The organism is Exiguobacterium sp. s131, assembly GCF_018617345.1.
Classification (GTDB): domain Bacteria; phylum Bacillota; class Bacilli; order Exiguobacteriales; family Exiguobacteriaceae; genus Exiguobacterium; species Exiguobacterium profundum.
Genome location: NZ_JACSJX010000002.1, coordinates 159,844 through 180,782 on the forward strand (window position 1 = coordinate 159,844; position 20,939 = coordinate 180,782).

The following is a 20,939-nucleotide window of genomic DNA, read 5'->3' on the forward strand; positions in this document are numbered from 1 at the left end:
ATCGCTGAGGCGATTGACCTTTTTTTCATCCGATATATTTGACGACTTCGTTAAAATCACGACGTGTTTTCGGTGCAAAGTCGCGCGCTCGATACCCAAATGCGACCATGACTGAAAGTGACCATTCCCCACGTTCCATCACACCTTCTGAGATTAACAACTCATCGATCTCCTCTTGATTGAACCCTTCAATTGGGCATGAATCGATCTCGATTTGTGCGGCAGCCGTCATCATGTTCCCAAGAGGGATATATGTCTGACGCTTGATCCATTCCTGGAAGACACGCTCATCGTCTAAAAGACGGTAGTCGTTCTCCTGGAACTCTTGCACTCGTTTCACGCGCTGTGCGTACTCTTCTTCCGTCCGTCCTTGTACGCCTGTGACGATGTGACGAATATAGTCTGCATCGTAACGCATGGCTTTCGGTGTTCTTGCGAGGATCAACACAAAGTGACTGGCAGTCAGGGCCTGACCTTGCGCTCCCCATGCATGATCTTTAATCTTTTGGAGTAAATCTTCCCGACGCACCACGACGAATTGCCATGGCTCGAATCCGAACGAACTCGGCGAAAGACGTCCCGTCTCTAAAATGAACTCCATGTCCTCTTCTTTGATTTTACGATCCGCATCGAACGCTTTCGTCGCTTGACGCCAACGATACGCTTCTAAAATGTCTTTCTTTTTCATCGTGCTCACTCCTCCATTACCAAGATGACTCCATCATATCAAACCGATAAATCAAAAATCGCTCATGAAGATTCTTCAGCGGCAATCGCACCGTTTGTACGTACTGAAAAGGCGTCTCGTCGTTCAAATAATGGAGGTACTCATCCGCCGGATAATATAAAATCACATCGACCGGGCGAGGAACCGTTTCAACAGATTCGATGATGTTGGCAATCACTTGGCGGAAGACGTTCACCGAGAACGGATTAAAGAAGTAGAATCGATTCGCATCCGGTGGAATCATGAATCCCTCCGCGAATCCCTGTTCCAATTGAACACTTCCCCGATTACGATGTTTCTTCGTATAGCTCATCCAATTTTGAAGTGCCTCCTCATGAAATCCACCGTCCATCTCGACACCGATTGCCCTGACACGAAACGTATACGCTAAATAGAACGGCAGACGTCCTTTTCCCGAACCGAAATCCACGATGGTATCTGTGGACTCTAACGGATACGCATCCCGAAGCAAATCGAGTGCTTCGTAAGGAGTCGGTTCATAACGGTTATACTCGGCTGAGGACGGGAATCCTTGCTGAGGTTTGGCCGTCTCGATTTGTAACAGTTGCTCATACTGCTGTTCGTTCATGATGAACCTCTTTCTTGAATGGATTGAAAGAATGGATGTCGCTCCATTTCTCTCGTGAACGACGTCTGTTCTTGATAGGCGACATACAACAGATAAATCGGAACCACTAGTTTGAACCAACTTGGGAGAAGAATCACGCTCGTGATCCCGAGCGGAATGAGTCGAAACCATAAATTCCGATGACTCGGCGTTCTAAAGTACATAAGGAGTGCCATCGTCCGTCTGACGGTGCCGAAGCGATTCGGTCTCGGTCGATACAGGGGACGTTTCCGCTCACTCGTCTTCTCGATGGCTCCTGACGTCGTCAACAGGACACGATCGAATGAGGCACGCTCACGTTCTCCGATTTCAATTTCTCGACCGACACTCGGATGTTTCGACACCCATCCTTCCCCTACGTATAACGCAAATGTGACCATGATGCTTCCGATCAACACACTAAGCAATATCGACTCAATCAATAACGCATACACGCCTACAAAAGCAAGGAGTACGATTAAAAATCGCTTCATGAGATGGGCGTGTCGGAGACGTAGATGATACTGGACCCATGCGTGACACCAAGCGAGTAGAAAAAGTGCAGCCCCAAACGCGAGAATCTCGCCCACGTCCCTTCCTTTTACGTATAGAATCGGTGCAAGCAACAGCAGATAGCATCCATATTGAATCACGTGTTGCGTAAGTTGATACCAAACCGAATACCTTTTTAAATCCCGAATCATGCTCCGGTTTGACACAAGGATGAGATCGGCACGCTCAATCCAGACAAACATACGGTCTTGCCACATGAACCATCCAATCAGAAGTGCCCAGAGAAAATAAGGGATGTCACCTAACCAGGGGAAGTTCCCTTCCCAGACTTGCCAGTAGGAATAGCCTGCCCATATGAGAAGAGGAAGGACACCGTATAAAAAAATCGTCCAGTCGACAATCAATCGGACCGTCTTCCATTGCTGTTTTATGTACCGGGAGACACGCATCCAAAACAATCGTTTCGCAATCATCGCATCGCCACATCTTCCATCATGTCAAACAAGGTCATCCCCTCTGTATCGAGCGCTTCACGAATCTCCACTTTCGTCCCACTCGCGAGCAGTTGTCCATCATCAATCCATACGAATCGGTCGCATAATCGCTCGGCCGTATCAAGAACGTGTGTGACTAATAAGACACTTGCCCCCCTCGTACGCTCCGCTTCTAACAGTCGAAGTAACTGAATCGTCGTCGTCGCATCCAATCCGATAAATGGTTCATCGACAATCAATACCCGCGCTTCTTGAATGAGCGCCAATAGAATCATCGCCTTCTGTTTCATCCCTTTTGAAAAAGAGGAGAGATACCGATCGGTCACATGCTCTAACCGGAATAGCTGTAGCAACTCCTCCGTTTTTTCTGTTGAATCGATTCCCGTTAATTCTTGGACGAGTGCAATATGTTCAGATAGCGTCAAATAATCATAGTAGACCGGTTGTTCCGGGATAAACGCATAGCGTTCCATCTCGACCGTTCCCTTCATCCAAGGAATCGTTCCGGTAAGACAGGCGATGGTGGTCGTTTTTCCCGCACCATTCGACCCAATCACCCCTAAAATCTCACCTGCCCGTACATCAAACGAAATGTCTTGGATGACGGGCTCGTTTATCTCGTATCCTGCTTGTTCAATTTTCACATCCACGATGGGTCCTCCTTACGAAAAAGTCGCCATCGCGGCGACTTTTACTTCACAATATTGACCGATGAAAACACAAATTTATCGTATCGATGACGGGCAAACGAATACTCGAACGGTTTCCCGTTACTTAAATAGACCACTTGCTCGACTTCGATAATCGGTTCAGTGATATCATTCTTCAAGTAAGCTTGGTCGTACTCATCCGGTTTATCTGCTCGAATCACTTTATGCGAGCTTGTAATCGTATAACCCAGATCTTCTTGAATATACGCATACACGGATTTTTCCAAAATTTCACGTGTGATTCCTGTAATGAGGTTAGCAACCATGTACGTCAATTCGATGACATACGGCTCATCGTCTACGTAACGCACACGACGTATTTCATAGACCGGTTCTGTCAGCTCAATCATGAGATGATTGGCGACTTCCTGACACGGAAACTTTACCTCAAAATTCAGGACTTCACTTCGTAACGAGCGATCTCCGATTACTTGAGTCAGCCCTCTCGTTTCTTTACTAATCACGTTGATGCGATCTTTTTGGAAGCTCGACTGTAAAATGAATGTTCCTTTACCACGTTTACGATAAATCAGCCCTTCCATGACGAGAATCTCAAGCGCACGTTTCATCGTCATTCGGCTCACCCCAAACTCTTGGGCCAAATGGATTTCATCAGGTAATGCATGTTCTAGCGGATAAACGTGTTCAATAATTCTTTTACGAATTTCATCAGCAATGGTTTCATATTTCGGTTTTTTCTTAGTAGACATATAGCACCTCATGTATAGACATATATGTACAATATATCAAAAAAAGCTGACAAAGAGTAGTCTTTGTCAGCTTACTTCATTATTCTGTAAAACCATTAGCGTCAATCAACTGTTTAAACCAGTGCCCTGATTTTTTTACAGTACGCTGTTGCGTATCTAAGTCAATACCTACAAATCCATAGCGATTTTTATAAGCATTGCTCCATGACCAATTGTCCATGAACGTCCAAAGATGATAGCCTTTTACGTTCGAACCCTCTTCAATCGCTTGATGCATCCATTTCAGATGTTCGCGAATGAAATCAATTCGATAATCGTCTTGGACACTTCCGTTCTCGTCACGATAACGCTCTTCACCCTCGACACCCATTCCATTCTCTGAAATGAAGCATGGAATATTACCATAGTTTTCTTTTAGATTGATTAATATATCATAGATTCCTTTTTCGTAAATTTCCCATCCACGATATGGATTCATTTTACGTCCAGGCATCTCATAAAAATCAAATAAGTTTTCCGGTAAGAATGGTGCGTCCGGATTCGGCAGTGATGCTTTTGCTTTCACGCGACGCGGCTGGTAATAGTTGATGCCAAGCAGGTCGACTGTATGTTCTCGAATGAGTTCAAGATCGCCTGTTTCCATCTGTGGCATCGCATCTTCAGACTTCAGCACTTCTACTAGTTCTTGAGGGAACGTGCCTAAAACAGATGGATCGAGGAACGAGCGATTGAACATCGCATCAGCAATGCGCGCTGCGCTCAAATCAGCTGGGTGCTGACTTCTCGGATATGAGGGTGTCAGATTTAAGATGATCCCGATTTGCCCAGATTGTCCCATGTCACGATACGCTTCGATTGCCTTCGCACTCGATAAGATCGAGTGGTACGCTACTTGGACAGCTCGCTTGAAATCAACAACGTTTGGATAATGAAAATCATATAAATATCCACCCTCTACCGGTACAATCGGTTCATTATGCGTGAACCACTTCTCGACGCGGTCACCAAACAACTCAAAGCATGTCTTCGCAAAGGTGACATATGCCTCCACGACTTCCCGTGATTCCCAACCACCTTGTTCTTGAAGCGCCATCGGCATATCGAAGTGATACAGATTGATGAACGGTTCGATACCATGATCGATTAAGCAATTGATGACATTGTTGTAAAATGTGATTGCCTCTTCATTTACTTCCCCGACACCTTGTGGAAAAAGACGTGACCATGAAATGGAGAAACGGAACGTGTTATGCCCGAGTTCTTTCATCAATGCGATATCTTCTTCATACAAATGATAGAAATTTGAGGCCTCTGTTGCGCTTACGCCATTGAAAAAGCGATTCGGCTCTTGCATGTACCAGTAATCCCAGATGTTCAATCCTTTTCCACCTTCAAAAGCAGCACCTTCCATCTGTGTAGCAGAAGAAGCCGTTCCCCACCAAAAGTCTGTCGGAAATTGATAGGTCTTTTGCTCTTTCATTCGTGTTTGTGTCGGGTTCGTCATCTTTTATCTCTCCCTTATTTCTATTTTCTCTATTTGTTTACACTGCTTCTTGTTTATCTGTTGATTCTTCTAACTCTTTTTTCAAGTTCATTCGGTCGATAAATTTCAAGAACGGGAACCAAATCGCCAAAATAATGAAGAAGTTCACGATTTGAAGAAGACCTCCGGCAAGCGAGTTCGTCGCCATGATACCACTCAAGAACATTGGGACAGTCCATGGAACAGCGACACCCGTTGGTGGTGGGACTAAGCCTGTCGACATCGCGAAGTATGTGACCGTTACCGTCACGAGCGGTGCGACAATCCAAGGAATCATGATGAGCGGGTTCATAACGATTGGAAGTCCGAAGATGACCGGCTCGTTTACGTTGAATAGTCCAGGTCCGAGGGATAGTTTCCCGATTTGTTTCAACTGTTTCGATTTCAAGAACAACAAGATGGCCACGACGACAGCAAGTGTAGATCCGGAACCACCAAGCCCTACCGTGTAAATTTCGATGAACTGTTTACTTATAATGTTCGGAACATCTCCAGTCGAGGTATAAGCCGTCAAGTTTTCCACAGATAATGTGTTCCAAATCGGGTCCATCACCGAGTTGACGATGACCTGACCGTGGAGTCCGAAGAACCAAAATAGCTGAACGAAGAAGATTGCGATCAACGTTGGAATGAGACCATTCCCTAATGTCACAAGCGGTTGCTGAACGACGTTGAAAATGACGTCATGAAGATTCGTATTGAATAAGTTCGTCACGATGATGTTGAATGTTAAAAATACAGTCAAGGTTAATAATGCAGGAACAAGTGCTGAGAATGATTTCGCAACAGCTGGCGGTACTCCATCCGGCATCTTAATCGTCCAGTTCTTTTGAACGACAAATCGATAAATCTCACCGGACAGGAATCCGGTAATCATCGCAAGGAACATCCCTTTCGCTCCAAGGCGATCCAACGGAAGGACATTCCCGACTGCCTCTGACATACCATCCACTTCAATCAAGAAAGGCGTTAAGAGAAGGAAAGACACGAGCGAGATCGCTCCTCCGAAGACAGCCTCGACTTGATAACTTTTCGATAGATAATACCCGATACCGAAGACGACAAAGATAGACATAATCCCCATCGTTGCAGATGGTGCGTTTCCGAGTGATGTTTTAAATACACTGAGTGTACTCTCGGACATGAAACGGTCGAGGAACGGCAGGTTTGCAATGACGACGATGATTGACCCAAACATGGTAATCGGGAAAGCGAGCATGAATGCATCTCGCAATACTTGTAAATAGCGACTGTTGTTTAAATAGGTCGCCATCGGCATGAGCAGTTTACTGATCATGTTGAACATCTTATTGTCCTGTGACATATGATTCACCCTTCTTGATTAGGATTTACAATCTTTTGTTCGACCATTTCGACCAAACCCGCTGTCAAATCAAGCATTGTTTGCGTAGACATTAAATGGTCCTCTGCATGAAGAAGCAATAAAGAGACGTCTGTTTTTTCTCCATTCGCTTCTCTTTGGATTTGTGAAAAGTGTGTTTGATGTGCTTCTTTTAATTGTCCACGTGCCTCATCAATCTTTTCTTCGAACGTTTCATAAGAACTCGTTTTATACAGTTGAATCGCTTCCTGAATCGTACTTCTCGCATTGCCACTGTGCAAAATCATCATGAATGCCATTTGCTCCAAGGTTAACTCGTCTACCTGTTCCACGTTGTTCACCCCATTAATTTCATCGCTTGTTCGTATGCAGCTTTACCATTCGCCGTGCCGTATGCCATCATATCGATCACTTCAATCGGTGTTGATGTTTGCGCTTTCAATTTATCCAACAAGAAACGCATTTGTGGACCAATCAAAATCACATCTGCCTCGTCCATCTCGGTTACGACCTGATCTTGACCGACTGCCCAAATCTTCGCCTCATCCCCGATTGATGTGGCATGATCTTTCATCTTCGTTACGAGTAAACTCGTCGACATCCCTGAACTACACGCTAATAAGATTTTCTTCATGTGTCCTCACTCCTTATTTGAAATCGGTTACATGTTTTATTATACACATGATTTATTTCATGTCTATACTTGATTTAAACTTTGTTTAGTTTTTAAATTCATAAGTGTATATCAAATTAATAGGAGGACAGGATATGAGCGCTATTCTTTTAAAACCACACTATCAACAGCGACTTTGGGGAGGGGAGCGTCTGAAGCAATTTGGTTTCGATTTCAATGACCCTTCGATCGGTGAAGCTTGGACGGCTTCTGCATTAGAAAAAGGTAGTTCAGCCGTTGCTTCCGGACCCTACGTTGGTCTTTCTTTGCGTGAACTCTATCAACAATATCCAGAGTTGTTTCAAATTAAAGCGGACGTGTTTCCACTACTGATTAAATGGATTGATGCGAACGATGATTTGTCTATTCAAGTTCATCCTGATGATTCGTTAGCGGAACAACTCGAAAACGAATCATATGGAAAAAATGAATGTTGGTATATTCTCGATGCTCCAGCAAATGCGACACTCATTTACGGTCACTCCTATGCCACCTCAGAAGACTTCAACAAAGCGCTTGAAACAGGCGATTTGGAACACGGCTTGATACGAAAATCGATTCATGCCGGTGATTTTTTCTATGTCCCAGCTGGAACGGTCCATGCATTGACAAAAGGGGTATGCGTACTGGAAATTCAACAAAGTTCGGACACAACCTATCGTCTATACGATTACGAGCGACTGGATGTGACGACCGGTCGTCCACGTGAACTTCACGTAGAAAAGGGCATTCTCGCTTCTTTCGTCCCTCACCTTGGCTATAGTGAACCAATCCGTCAACTCGATCACTTTCGAACACGTTTGACGAAGAATCCATTCTTCTTCGTGGAAAAATGGCATGTTACAGCGAAAGAAAAGATTTCGACCGACACGTTCCGGTTACTATCTGTCGTGCAAGGAACATTAATCATTGATGAGATGGAAGTACCTACGGGAGGTACACTCCTTCTCCCGGCCAATGAGTCGTTCTTGATTGAGGGGGAAGCGATTTGTCTAGTGACTGGTGTTCCTTCCGATGAAAAACAAGCTGTCCGAATCGGGATTGATTTAGGAGGGACGAACACTCGGATTGCGGCTGTTTCACTCAAAGGTGAAGTACTGAAACAACTCACGTTTAACACGCAGCCTCAACTTCCTTTCGAAGAGGCACTACAATCTATTGAGACTGCGATTCATCAATTCAATGTTGAATTCGATATCCGGCATGTTGGAATTGTGGCTCCCGGTCCACTCGATTTGAAACAAGGGATGTTTTTAACGCCTCCAAACCTCCCGAATTGGCACAATCAAAAAATCGTTGAGCCTTTAACACAGCGCCTCGGCTTTTCTGTCACCCTTGAAAACGATGCGAATGCGGCAGCTCTCGCAGAAGCTAAATTTGGAGCAGGAAAAGGATTCGATGCTGTTTTTTATGTAACAGTGAGCACTGGAATCGGTGGCGGTTATGTCTATAAACATCAAATCATTCGAGGGGCGAACGGCAGTGCCGGTGAAATCGGAAATATGATTATCCGTTCGAACGGACCAGTTCACCCTGTACTGAATCGAGGCTCTCTCGAATCACTCGCAAGTGGTACCGCGCTCATGAGTCGCGCAAGCGAAAAAGGATATACAAATGTCCCTTCGCTATTATCAGATGACGAGTACCGCCATCACTTCGTCGAGGAACTGGCTAGCGGACTAGCTAACATCATTCATACTGTCGATCCTGATGTGATTGTATTAGGAGGCGGCGTCATGATGTCGGCCTCATTATTTTGGAACGAATTACAACAAGCAGTCTCGAATAAAATGTATCCACATGCTAGTGGAAAAACGCGTCTCTGCCTCACTCAATTGTCAGGAGATGCGGGTGTGATCGGCGCTGCCTTTGTCGAAGCATAATGAGGTTTGAAAAAAACGGACATTCATCGTGAATGCCCGTTTTTTTCGTATACAGAAATGTGAAATAAATCAATATTATACTTTGCGAATCATCTACAGTTTCTTTTCTAGATTGAGTTAGATTCGTTTACTTTAGCGTGGTAACGTGAAATGATAATGATAACAACTCTTTAAAGTGAGGTGACGGTGTGTCTACCACAGAGCACGAACAAGCGACATCTATTTTGCATCACCTCTTTACCGCCTCTTCTTTTGTCGGAATCGATTTCGGTTCTGGTCCGAACCATCATCTTCTCTATTTCAGTCGTCAAGGACTGGAATCTTGGATCTCCATCGAGGGACCGTGGCATGTCCATGCGACGCAAAATACGTTTGACGAAGGTGAACAACTCGAACAGCTCATGCGCTTAAGAAGAGAGCGCATCCATCAAGTACGCCTCGGTGACGAACACCCCCACCTCGAACTGGAATTTGAATCCGGATCCCTTCTCTTCATCAATGGATATCAAGAACACTTTGAGTGCTGGCAAGCAGGGGACGCGAGACCACTTGGTGGAGACGCCTATCTGTTGGTCGCGATGCCACAAGGGGAGCTCGCAATCTTTGCGGATGGAGACGACGAATGAACACTTGGATGGAGATTGTCTTGTATATGTTGATTGCCGGGGGCGTTAGCCTCGCGATCATCTTATTAAGAAAGATTACGAAAGCATGAAAAAAGCGGCCGAGGCCGCTTTTTCATTTGACTGATTCTTCTTCGTATAAGCTCGCACCTTGTGAACGAATCAACTCTTGATACCAGAAGAACGACTCTTTCCGTTTTCGTTCTAACGTACCGGTACCGTCGTCATGTCGATCCACGTAAATGAAACCATACCGTTTGCTGTACTCACCTGTCGAGGCACTCACTAAATCGATACACCCCCAACTCGTGTATCCCATCACTTCGACTCCATCGTCGATTGCATCCATCATCCCTTTCAAGTGATCACGTAAGTAATCGATGCGATAGTCATCATGAATCGTTCCGTCCGACTCAATTTTGTCATAAGCACCTAGCCCGTTTTCAACGATGAATAATGGGAGCTCATAACGCTCATATAACTTGTTCAAGATGACACGAAGTCCGGTCGGATCAATTTCCCATCCCCAGTCACTCGCCTGTAAGTATGGATTCTTGACCCCGCTCATAATATTACCTTCCGCCTCATCCTGACCTTTTTCAGCCTTTTCAGTGCGCGACATGTAGTAACTGAGTGAGAAGAAGTCGACAGTATTCTCTTTGAGGATATCAAGGTCGCCATCTTCCATAGCGAGTTCAATGCCATTGTCTCGGAAGAATCGTTTCGCAAAGCTCGGATATTTGCCGCGTACATGGACGTCTCCGCAGAAGAAGTTCATCATCCGTTCTGCATCGTGAGCATACCAAACATCATCCGGGTTTGAACTATACGGATAAACCGGAGCCGCAATGAGCATACATCCGATTTGCATCGATGGGTCAATCTCTCTGGCCGCCTTTGTCGCAAGGGCACTTGCGACCAGTTGGTGATGCAATCCTTGATAGGTTAGCTGTAACGTATCCTCTTCTTCCCGAACCGCAATCCCTAGACTGAGCATCGGCATGAATTGTGCCCCGTTGATTTCGTTGAACGTCAACCAGTATTTGACCTTCCCTTTATAACGTTCGAACAAGACACGACTGTATTGTTCAAAGTATGTGACTAAGCGACGGTCTCGCCACCCTCCATAATGCTTCGCAAGATGTAAGGGCATCTCATAATGAGAAATCGTCACGAGTGGTTCAATGCCTTGGGCGACCAACTCATCGATGACACGATCATAGAATTGGAGTCCCTCCTCATTCGGTTCCACTTCATCGCCGTTCGGGAAAATTCGTGACCAGGCAATCGACATACGGAACGTCTTGAATCCCATTTCCTTAAAAAGGGCGATATCTTCTTTGTAACGATGATAGAAGTCAATTCCTTCATGATTCGGATATGAATATTCATCATGTAACTCAAAATCAAACGCTGGGTCATGAATGATTTTCATTCGCTGTTTCCCACCTGGCATCACGTCTGCAATCGAAAGTCCTTTACCGCCTTCCTGATAACCGCCCTCTAGTTGATTGGCCGCAGTGGCCCCGCCCCATAGAAAATCACTTGATACTTGTTTCATATTGTCTCCTCCTTTGTTATACAATGACTCGCAATACGCCATGATTCGCTTCTACCGTTCCTGTGTAAGTTGGCAATACGTCTAAATAATGATCAGTATTTGTCACAATGATTGGCGTGATTGTGTCATATCCTTCACGAGCGATGGCATCTATATCGAATCGGACGAGCAGTTCTCCTTCTGTCACTTTCTGACCGTCCGTAACGACCGTTTCAAAATACTGTCCATTTAGCTTGACCGTATCTAATCCAATGTGAATCAATACTTCCACACCTGTATCAGATCGAAGACCGATTGCATGCTTCGATGGATAGACCATGACGATTTCTCCGTCAAACGGTGCATATACCGCGCCTTCTGAAGGCATAATCGCAATCCCTTTCCCCATCGCCCCGCTTGAGAACACTTCATCACGAACCGTTTCAAGCGACACGACTTCTCCTTTCAATGGAGCCGATACAGGAAAGCCGACTTGTTCAGAGATTGATTGTACAACCACTTTTTCTGTCGACTCGACGGCCGTTTCTTCTTTGTGGAAGACCATCGTCAAGACGAGAGCGACTACTGTTGCAACCGCCATTCCAATAAATGCGCCGTAAAAGGCTAAATCGACACCCGTTGGAGGAATCATGACTGGGATGCTAAAGATTCCGAGGCCTCCCATCGCATAAGCCGCCGTACCGAACAAACCTCCTACGACACCACCAGCCGCTCCACCCGCAACCCCAAACACAAATGGTTTTTTACGGGGAAGCGTCAAGCCATAGATAGCCGGCTCCGTAATTCCAAACACACCTGCAATCGTAGAAGAGGTTCCGAGACCTTTCACTTTTGGATTTTTTGCCTTTAACGTGATTGCTAAAACAGCACCGACCTGACCAAATGTTGCCATCAATACACCGACAACGATCGTATCCATACCAACAACCGATAAGTTGTTGATGATGATTGGCACAAGCCCCCAGTGAAGCCCGAACATGACAAGCACTTGCCAGAACGCACCGATAAACGCGATGGCGATGGTTGGGCTCAACTCATACAAGAACGAGTAACCATTCGCTAAACCTTGACTCGCATACGTCGCAACCGGTCCAATTGCTAAAAACGTCAACGGGACAACGAGTAACAACGCCATCATCGGTGTTGTGAAGTTTCGTACAGCTTCATGCGTATGACGGTTAAAGAATGTTTCGACTTTTGAAGACACATATGTCGCCAAGATAATCGGGATTACTGAAGACGCATAACTCATTAAGACGACAGGTACGTTAAGGAACGTTAGAGACTCACCTGCTCCTTGAATTGCCACAATCGATGGATAGACAAGCGCCCCACCGATGATCATCCCAATATACGGGTTTCCACCAAACTTCTTAGCCGCCGAATGTCCTAAGATCACAGGTAGGAAATAAAATAGTGCATCCGCCGCAGCATTTAAGACGACATATGTGCCCATTTCTTCTGTCAATAATCCAAACGCGACAAGGATGGCGAGTAACCCTTTCAACAGACCACTACCTGCCATCGGTCCAAGAATCGGCGTAAAGATTCCGGCAATCACATCAATCAATCGGTTGAATACTCCTGATTTTTCTTCATCATCAGTCGAAGATGTCTGGAAACCACCAACGTCAACAACCTCTTTGTAGACGTATGGTACATTGTTCCCGATGACGACTTGAAATTGTCCTCCACTTTGAACGACCGTGATGATGCCATCTTGTTCCTTCAGCGTAGTCGCATTTGCCTTTGATTCATCTTTTAATTTGAAACGCAGTCGTGTCGCACAGTGAAAGACACTTTTGACGTTATCTTTCCCACCGACATGCTGCACAATCGTCTCTGCCAGTTGTTTATATTGGTCCATCTTGTTCACTCCTCATGTTTTTGGATAAAAAGAAAAACCTAAATCACTACACAAATAAAGGTGTAGTCATTTAGGTTTGGCCTGCGTCATCAGTAACCATCCTTAGGATCGACGTTCTTTCATTAAGTTTTCGATATGAATCATCATATACAGCCGTTCGTCCATCGATACGTCGTAATGATATTTCGTCGCAATCAACCCGGCGATTTTTTCAACGCATTCGAACGCTTCCGGGTATCTCTGCTTCACCATCAGGAATAAGGTTTCGTCACCCGTTGACTTGACCTTCTCTCCTGATGCAAGGCGCTGCACAAAATATTTTAAATGTGTCAAAAAGCGTGCATACGCGTATGACTCTTCGTCCAATTCGATTTGAAAATGATACGTAATGATTGTCAGAATCGCTTGCGTGGCTCTCGTCATCTCGGTAACAAGATGCAGGTTCTCACCTTTGACACCAGACATCGTCGCATTGACGAGATGTAAGGCAATCGCTACCGCCTCATCTTCATCCAGGTTGACCTCGTGTTGCGCATTGATCAATTTTACCGCTTCTTTGCCGACAGCGAACTCCGGAGCATAAAATCGTTTCACTTCCCAAACGAGAGGGTTACGAATCTGGATTCCATCCTGATACCGACTAAGCGCGAAATGAAGGTGGTCCGCTAGCGTCACGTAGAGCGAATCATGAATAGGTTGTTTTAATCGCTCTTCGGCTAATCTGACAATCTGTTTCACCGTCTCCATCTCATCCGTCGGCATTTCATTTAAAAAGTGAACGAAACGCTCATAACTTTCTTTACTCTCGAGCGTAAAGATTTTTTCGATTCGCGTCTGGTCAATCGGATCGCCTGGCCGTTTTTGAAATGCAATCCCGCGCCCCATCACGACCTGTTCTTGACCGTTCGCATCAATTGCTACGACGTTATTATTGAACACTTTTGAAATCTGCATGGTCTCCTCACCTCACTCTCATTCGACTGAACTAAAAAGAAAAAAACCTAAATTCACACCAACGTCCAACATACAGTCGTGGCGTCAATTTAGGTTTTGCCTGCATCACCAGTAACAATCCTAAAGTGGATTTTCTTCTTTTCGATATAAGCATACTCCCTATAAATCTTGACGTCAACATAAAAAGTAAACCGCTTACATCGTGACCGTTTTTTACTCTTCAAACAAAATTCGCTGCATCCGTTCCGGTGCCTGTAAATAATCACGCATCACCCGTACATGCTCGAGGTCATCAAAAGCCGTCGGAGTAAGTCCTGTCTCCACTTGTAAAATCATCGCGCCTGGATACGACATCAAGATCGGTGAGTGACTCGCAATGATGAATTGACTGCCGGATTGGACAAGTTCATGCATGCGCGCAAGCATCGTCAGTTGACGCATCGGTGACAATGCGGCCTCCGGCTCATCCAAAATGTAGAGCCCCTCTCCGCGGAATCGATGCAACATGAGGGATAGAAACGCTTCACCGTGTGACTGTTCATGAAGGGAACGTCCGCCATATGATTCATAAAACCGTTCAGGATCACGTCCTGACTTTGCCATCTCATCCACATAACTCGATAGCTGGTATGCCGTTTCCGCACGTAAGAAAAATCCATCTTTCGGACGATACGGTCCTCGAATCGGGCGTAGCGCTTCATACAAAGAACTATGCGTTGACTCCGTTTCGAATTGGAAGGAAGGTGCTCCGCCTTCTGGGTTGAATCCAGCCGCGACCGCCATCCCCTCAATCAACGTCGACTTTCCACTCCCGTTTTCTCCAACGAGAAACGTGACCGGATGATGAAACGTCAGTTCATCGAGTGTCTGAAAGATTGGTAACGAGTACGGATAACCCGTTGATTGGATGCGGTCTTTCTCTAACCGCACCCCTCGTAAAAATAAAGTCATGTCCATCCGATCCAAAATGTCGCCCCCTTATCTGAATCGACGCCATAAGAAAGTCCTTGTGCGTCAAGAAGTAACTTCGTGATAGCGAGACCTAAACCATGTCCGTTAGAGCGATCCCCTTTCACATACATATCCCAAATGGAAGATTGGACGGCAGGGTCAATCCCGTCCCCTTCGTCTATCACGTCTAGTCGATTCGAGGTTAGCGTGATGGTAATGCTTCCCCCAACAGGGCTCGCCTCATACGCATTTCTCAAGAAGTTCGAAAGAACCCGTTCCATCGCTAGTCGATTGGCTTGTATTGTCACAGGTTCTAATTGTAAATCGAGCATCACGTCTTTTTGTCGGAACCACTCGGACATGCGTGGCGTCAATCGACGAACCAATTCATCGAGTTGAATCGATTCCATTTCAAGGGGAATGGAACCTGCGGACAATTTGGAGTATTCAAGCATCTGATTGACGAGTCGGTCGATCCGGTCCACTTCCTCGGTAATGCTTTTTCCGGTCATCGAAATATCCGATGTCTCCACAACACCTAGCTCCAGCATCTCCGCCTCGTTTCGAACGATAGCGAGCGGTGTACGCACATCGTGTGTGATCCCAGAAATAAATGATTTTTGAAGCGCCTCTTTTTCTTGAAGTGATGTGTTCATCTGTCCGATGGTGACGGTCAAATCTCCAATCTCATCGTTCGTCACGCTCGGTAAGCTAATATCGTGTCGCCCCTCCATAATGGATGCGGTCGCTTGTTTCAACTCGACGAGCGGTTGCGTGAGCCGACGACTCATCCAATACGTGACAGCGATTGCGACAAGTAGGGCCAGAATAAACCCACCCGCTAAGATGAGGTAGATTTGCTGGAATTGTGGATTTGAAAACGGAACGGGACTATACGTCACGATTTGAATGTCCCCTTCTTCTTTCAGATACGTCAACAAGCGGGTACCATTTACACCCACTTCGTCCTGAATCTCTAAATCATTCGGATCGAGGTTGATTGGCATCATGCGATGCATCCGTCCGCCTCGTTCGAACTCGATACGCTGCCCATTTTGAAATACAAGCACGTCAAGTTGCCCTGGGATTCCACGGCCCTCTTGAATGGCTTCATAAACAATCGCCGCCTCGCGCTCCAATTGTGCGTACGTCTCCTCTTCTGCGAAGCGTCCAATCAATAATGACGTGAGTCCGAATGTTAAAAGTGCCATCACTGCAAGTGGTAGAATGGCCGTCCAAAGTAACTTCTTCATTAATCGATTCATGACAGTGCCTCTAATCGATAACCGACCCGGTGCACCGTCTTCAACTGTTCTTTTAAGGTCGGCGATTTGTCCCGCAGTTGTTTAATGTGGGTGTCGACCGTTCGTGTGTCTCCGACGAATGCGTAATCCCACACCTCATCGAGCAAGCGGTTCCGGTCTAACGCCTCCCCGACATGTTTCCAAAGATACAGTAACAACTCATACTCTTTGTTCGTTAATCGAAGCGGATGTCCGTTCTCTTGTACCATTCTCGATTTGACGTCGATGGTGAGCGTTCCAAATTGAATCATATTGGTTTGTTTGACGAGACGTCTCAGTCGAATCTCCAACTCTTTTAAAACGATGGGTTTGACTAGATAATCGTCTGCGCCAAGTTCCAATCCGAACACGCGATCATCCGCCTCACCACGAGCCGTCGTCAGGATAATAGCAGGTGCGGGCTGTTGCGCTTTTAATGTCGGAATCAAGGTCCAGCCTTCTCCGTCAGGGAGTCGAACATCCAATAAAACTGCATCAAATCGTTGATGCAACTGTTGTTTCGCCTCACTCAAAGTCATCGCCACGGTCACCTCAAATCCGGAATATGTTAAAAAGCGGGACATGCCGTCCGCCAGTTTTAGTTCATCTTCCACAACGAGTACGTTCATCTCATATCGCCTCCACATCCATTATATCGTACCCATCGAACGTCCCACCGTTTCCCAAAGACAATTTGCAGAAATCTTGCAACTCCCTCACAACTTCCGAAGCGTTCAGTCCTACACTTGAAGTAACAAAGGAGGAGATACACATGAAATCAACAAAACTAGCAATCGCCTTAGCCGGTCTATTGGCCGTCTCAGGCACAGGCGTATATGCCGCGACGAATGACACGACGACTGATGAATCGACAACGACAGCATCCACACAATGCGAACGTGGTGAACGAGGGCCTGGTATGTTCGGTGACCGAGAAGCAGGGCATGCCGCTCTCATCGAAGCGCTCGGTTTAACGCAAGAAGAAGTGGATGTGGCTCGCGAAAACGGGCAATCTCTCCCTGAACTCGCAGAAGAAAAAGGGATTTCAATTGAAGCGTTCATCGACGCGATCATGACGTCGCATGAAGAAAAACTCGCAACCGCTGTGGAAGAAGGAAACTTGACGCAAGAAGACGCGGATCAAATCCTTGCGGACCACGAAGAACGGTTTGCCGATGTGACAAGTTACGATGACTTGGAAGATATTCGTGGTATGCGCGGTGGACGTGAAGGTGGTCGCCATGGTCACGGTCCACACCATGACGACTCAACTTCTTCAGATGACGATGCTTCAACAGAGAGCGACAGCAACGTAGAAAATCAAAGCAATAGCTTATAAGTCAAAAGGGCAGCCACTCGCAGTGGTTGCCCTTTTCATATGACGAGCAATAACAGCGCATAACTTAATAAACCAATCAAAAATGCACCAAAACTACTCTCTCGCTCAGCAGGCAATTCTTCTTTCATGACGTTCAAGATGACGCCACCTGCTAAAAAGGCGACAACAATCGATAAACCGAGATCATTCACTTCCGCAAAGGTACCAACTGCCCACCCTATGAGTACAGCAAGCGCTAAGAAGATGCGCCCTTGTCGATCATAAAGTTGCTGATGGTGCTGACGCAATCCTTGATCGACCGTGACAAAGTGTATGCCAAGCGCTAAAAAATAAAGAAACATCGTGCCATTGGACTGAAATTCACTTTCTGCGAGCACATATCCGATGCTAAACGTATATAACGTGAATGAACCAATGTGAATCCAAAACACATACGGTTTTTGTTTACGCTTATTGGCCGTTGCAAATCGTTCGAGCCCATAAAAGACAGCCAGTCCTAACATACTGATGATTAAGATATGGTTCTCGAGGGAAGCAAAGACGTTATTTCTAATCTCTCCTTCAAGTTCGCGTTGATATTCATTTAACTCTGGCAACAGATGAAGAAATACATAAGCAACGGCAATCCCTCCAGCCACTGATAAAAAACGGCTTCTCGGCACTTCACGCACGTGAATGAGTTTTCCTGAAAAAAAGTGAATCACGGCAAAACCGAGTGCAAACCAAAAACTTAACTCGAACACATAAGCCCCTCCCACATTAAGATTTCTCTTTATGTGCTCTTACCCTTTCACCGTATGCTACATTCATTTCCGTTTAGATTGCTCTTGTTTCTTCCTTTCCCGAATCTCTTTCTCCACTCGTCGTAACGCTTTTTTCGATCCTCTTGCAAAGTCGTGGGCTTCCTTACGCTCCTGATACGTCGTGAACAACGTATCAGGAGCGTAAGGAAGCCGGATAGAGCTCTGTCGCGCGTGCCTCAAGACGAACGCGGCGGCTCGGCAACTCTACATATTCCAAATCTACGAACACGCGGACATGTCGACGCGATGCATCAAACGAATAGACAAGACCGACTTGATTCGTCTCTAACAAGCGGATACGGTCACCTGTTTCAAAGTGCTCTTCCTCTTCAAGTGGTACCATTTCCACTTCTCGCACAATTTTAGAATCATCGACTTTCGTCATATCATATGTTTTCTCGTTCATGTAACGGGATGCCTGTTTCAGAATCGATTCCGGTAACTTCATCTTACGGGCGATAAAGAGGGCGTTGCTATCGCCAGACTGTCCCATGAGCAGTCGGTATTTTGGTTCAAGCGTTTCTGGGTCAAACTGCATCGCAGCGTTCATGAAATCCGGGTGCGCTTCAGAATACGATTTGATTTCACCATAATGTGTCGATGCCACAACGATTGCGCCCCGTTTATATGCCGCTTCTAAGATGGCAATCGCAAGAGCGGCTCCTTCGTTCGGTTCCGTCCCGCTCCCAATCTCATCGAATAACAAGAGCGATCGTTTTCCAGCGGTCCGCATGATATTCGCCACATTGTACATGTGTGCAGAGAACGTACTGAGTGCCGATTCCAAGTCTTGATTATCTCCGATATCGACGAACACTTCATCGAATGTCGAAATGATCGTATCGGTGTGAGCTGGAATATGCAGTCCCGTCATCGTCATTAGACTAAGGAGTCCAATCGTTTTCAAGACGACCGTCTTCCCTCCGGCGTTCGGTCCGGTGATGATCAAGCCACGATAGTCTGTACCGATGGCAAAATCAAGTGGCACAGCGCTTTCTAAAAGTGGATGACGTACTTGCTTCAATCGGATGCGACCGCTCGCATTGACGTGTGGTGTCACCCCGTCAATCGACTGACTGTACTTCCCTTTTGCGAAGACCATATCGTACTGGGCGATGACATCGAGCGTCGATTCGATGTCAGGAAGGACTTCTGTCACCGCTCCCGTCAACGTCGCTAGCACTTGATACACCTCTACCGCTTCTTCTGTACGCTTGACGACAAGTTCAGCGTTTAACTTCGCAATTGCTTCCGGTTCGATAAAGACCGTCGTCCCTCGATTCGAGGTATCTACAATCGTCCCTGCCACTTTATGCTTATAAGAAGCTTTGATTGGAATGGTGAAGCGGTCCTGTTTTTTCGTGACAAATCCGTCTTGGATCATCTCGCGATTGGCGGCGCTTTTTAAGAACTTGGTCAATCGTTCCTCGATTCGTCCTTCTAAAATGTCGACTTGCTTACGAATCCGCTTCAACTCTTTCGATGCTTCATCGACGACCTGTCCGGCTCGAATCGCTTGTGTGATGTCTTCTTCTAACGTTCGCCATTCGCCCATACCGGCAGCATAAGCCGAAAGAAGCGGTGCAAAGAATTCATGCTCGAGCATGAATCGCTTGAGTTTGCGTGCCCCTCGTAAAAACTCCGCGACCGCTTCAAGTTCTGTTGCCTCGAGTTGGATGCCTCGTTGCAGTTTTCCGATAATAGTCTCCATGTCAGACACACCGATGAACGGGACGTGTGACGTCGCATCTAAAATCGCTCGGGCTTCGGATGTTTCTTGCAGGCGCTTCTTCACCGTCGTAATGTGGCTCGTCGGGCGCTGTTGTCTGAGTAATCGTCTCCCGAATCCGCTGATGCAGAAGCGTCCTACTTTCATCATCAATTCGTTGTATTGTAATTTTTCAAATGTTTGTTCGTTCATGTTTCTCTCTCCTCAAATGATAGAATCGAGATACCGCGCAAACAAAAAAGCGTCGGTCGATGACGACCAACGCAAAAAGACAGACGGGTGTCTGGCAGTTTTTGATGGGCGGTATCTGTAACGGAACATGACGGCATGACAAAAAGACGTGTCATCCGACATTTTTCAGTTCGTTAGGCAGATACAACCTCACTCATCAACATGCAACACCTTTCTTACTTAGATTCGCCCTTACTATACAATAGATTCGTTCCCTTGTAAAATTTTAGAGAACGCTTTCAAAAAAAGACTTGTGTCTCAAACCAACACATGTTATGTTGAACGTGAAGAAACGAATAGTGATCACATGTGACTGATTCGATCAGGCATGGGGTAAGACGTACGGTGCATGCCACCCGTCTATACTCCATGCCTGTTTTGTTTTTCGGTGTTTTG

At 46.0% G+C, this 20,939-nt stretch carries 19 protein-coding genes and 1 pseudogene; 3 read left to right on the top strand and 17 right to left on the bottom strand.

What is annotated here, in order from left to right; all coding sequences use genetic code 11:
* Positions 1–25: 25 nt before the first annotated feature.
* The 9 genes from KNO69_RS11460 to KNO69_RS11500 form a co-directional block, all read right to left on the bottom strand.
* Positions 26–688: an NAD(P)H-dependent oxidoreductase gene (locus KNO69_RS11460; protein WP_015880376.1), complete on the bottom strand. Its 663-nt coding sequence runs from the start codon at positions 686–688 to the stop codon at positions 26–28.
* Between the two features lie 16 nt (positions 689–704).
* Positions 705–1,316: a class I SAM-dependent methyltransferase gene (locus KNO69_RS11465; protein WP_211781939.1), complete on the bottom strand. Its 612-nt coding sequence runs from the start codon at positions 1,314–1,316 to the stop codon at positions 705–707.
* Positions 1,313–2,320 (bottom strand): ABC transporter permease, encoded by a 1,008-nt coding sequence (locus KNO69_RS11470; protein ID WP_214757608.1) that lies wholly within the window; start codon positions 2,318–2,320, stop codon positions 1,313–1,315. Before KNO69_RS11470 ends, KNO69_RS11465 begins: the two co-directional genes overlap by 4 nt.
* Positions 2,317–2,991: an ABC transporter ATP-binding protein gene (locus KNO69_RS11475; protein ID WP_078146062.1), complete on the bottom strand. Its 675-nt coding sequence runs from the start codon at positions 2,989–2,991 to the stop codon at positions 2,317–2,319. The genes KNO69_RS11470 and KNO69_RS11475 overlap by 4 nt, the downstream gene beginning before the upstream one ends.
* A 41-nt stretch (positions 2,992–3,032) precedes the next feature.
* On the bottom strand, positions 3,033–3,761 hold the full coding sequence (locus KNO69_RS11480) for a GntR family transcriptional regulator (protein ID WP_074035076.1): 729 nt from the start codon (positions 3,759–3,761) through the stop codon (positions 3,033–3,035).
* A 79-nt stretch (positions 3,762–3,840) separates the two neighbouring features.
* Entirely contained in the window at positions 3,841–5,265 is a 1,425-nt protein-coding gene (locus KNO69_RS11485) for a glycoside hydrolase family 1 protein (protein ID WP_078146061.1), read from the bottom strand.
* A 37-nt stretch (positions 5,266–5,302) separates the two neighbouring features.
* Positions 5,303–6,610: a PTS cellobiose transporter subunit IIC gene (celB, locus tag KNO69_RS11490; protein ID WP_041918122.1), complete on the bottom strand. Its 1,308-nt coding sequence runs from the start codon at positions 6,608–6,610 to the stop codon at positions 5,303–5,305.
* Between the two features lie 23 nt (positions 6,611–6,633).
* On the bottom strand, positions 6,634–6,978 hold the full coding sequence (locus KNO69_RS11495; protein WP_041917964.1) for a PTS sugar transporter subunit IIA: 345 nt from the start codon (positions 6,976–6,978) through the stop codon (positions 6,634–6,636).
* A 5-nt stretch (positions 6,979–6,983) separates the two neighbouring features.
* Entirely contained in the window at positions 6,984–7,280 is a 297-nt protein-coding gene (locus KNO69_RS11500; protein ID WP_015880368.1) for a PTS sugar transporter subunit IIB, read from the bottom strand.
* Positions 7,281–7,414: 134 nt separating this feature from the next.
* Here KNO69_RS11500 and KNO69_RS11505 point away from each other — a divergent pair, with 134 nt between their 5' ends.
* A complete protein-coding gene (locus tag KNO69_RS11505; protein WP_214818151.1) occupies positions 7,415–9,202 on the top strand; it encodes a type I phosphomannose isomerase catalytic subunit in 1,788 nt (595 codons plus the stop codon).
* 188 nt (positions 9,203–9,390) lie between these two features.
* On the top strand, positions 9,391–9,828 hold the full coding sequence (locus KNO69_RS11510; protein ID WP_047795794.1) for a hypothetical protein: 438 nt from the start codon (positions 9,391–9,393) through the stop codon (positions 9,826–9,828).
* A 112-nt stretch (positions 9,829–9,940) separates the two neighbouring features.
* On the opposite strand, the gene KNO69_RS11515 is transcribed toward KNO69_RS11510, so the two are convergent.
* From KNO69_RS11515 to KNO69_RS11540, 6 genes are all read right to left on the bottom strand, one after another.
* On the bottom strand, positions 9,941–11,386 hold the full coding sequence (locus KNO69_RS11515; protein WP_214818154.1) for a glycoside hydrolase family 1 protein: 1,446 nt from the start codon (positions 11,384–11,386) through the stop codon (positions 9,941–9,943).
* A gap of 16 nt (positions 11,387–11,402) precedes the next feature.
* A complete protein-coding gene (locus KNO69_RS11520; protein ID WP_214818156.1) occupies positions 11,403–13,253 on the bottom strand; it encodes a beta-glucoside-specific PTS transporter subunit IIABC in 1,851 nt (616 codons plus the stop codon).
* Positions 13,254–13,355: 102 nt separating this feature from the next.
* Positions 13,356–14,207 (bottom strand): BglG family transcription antiterminator LicT, encoded by an 852-nt coding sequence (gene licT / locus KNO69_RS11525; protein WP_214818169.1) that lies wholly within the window; start codon positions 14,205–14,207, stop codon positions 13,356–13,358.
* Between the two features lie 213 nt (positions 14,208–14,420).
* A complete protein-coding gene (locus KNO69_RS11530) occupies positions 14,421–15,164 on the bottom strand; it encodes an AAA family ATPase (RefSeq protein WP_214818342.1) in 744 nt (247 codons plus the stop codon).
* The gene (locus KNO69_RS11535) at positions 15,155–16,423 is read right to left on the bottom strand and encodes a sensor histidine kinase (RefSeq protein ID WP_214818171.1); all 1,269 of its coding nucleotides are present in this window, start codon (positions 16,421–16,423) and stop codon (positions 15,155–15,157) included. The genes KNO69_RS11530 and KNO69_RS11535 overlap by 10 nt, the downstream gene beginning before the upstream one ends.
* Positions 16,420–17,070, bottom strand: a complete 651-nt coding sequence (locus KNO69_RS11540) for a response regulator transcription factor (protein WP_214818173.1) — start codon at positions 17,068–17,070, stop codon at positions 16,420–16,422. Before KNO69_RS11540 ends, KNO69_RS11535 begins: the two co-directional genes overlap by 4 nt.
* 143 nt (positions 17,071–17,213) lie before the next feature.
* Here KNO69_RS11540 and KNO69_RS11545 point away from each other — a divergent pair, with 143 nt between their 5' ends.
* Entirely contained in the window at positions 17,214–17,780 is a 567-nt protein-coding gene (locus KNO69_RS11545) for a hypothetical protein (RefSeq protein ID WP_078146056.1), read from the top strand.
* Between the two features lie 35 nt (positions 17,781–17,815).
* Here KNO69_RS11545 and KNO69_RS11550 read toward each other — a convergent pair whose 3' ends face one another.
* Both KNO69_RS11550 and KNO69_RS11555 read right to left on the bottom strand, forming a co-directional pair.
* Positions 17,816–18,523, bottom strand: a complete 708-nt coding sequence (locus KNO69_RS11550; protein ID WP_214685029.1) for a hypothetical protein — start codon at positions 18,521–18,523, stop codon at positions 17,816–17,818.
* 63 nt (positions 18,524–18,586) lie between these two features.
* A pseudogene (locus tag KNO69_RS11555) lies at positions 18,587–20,504 on the bottom strand (endonuclease MutS2).
* Between the last annotated feature and the right edge of the window lie 435 nt (positions 20,505–20,939).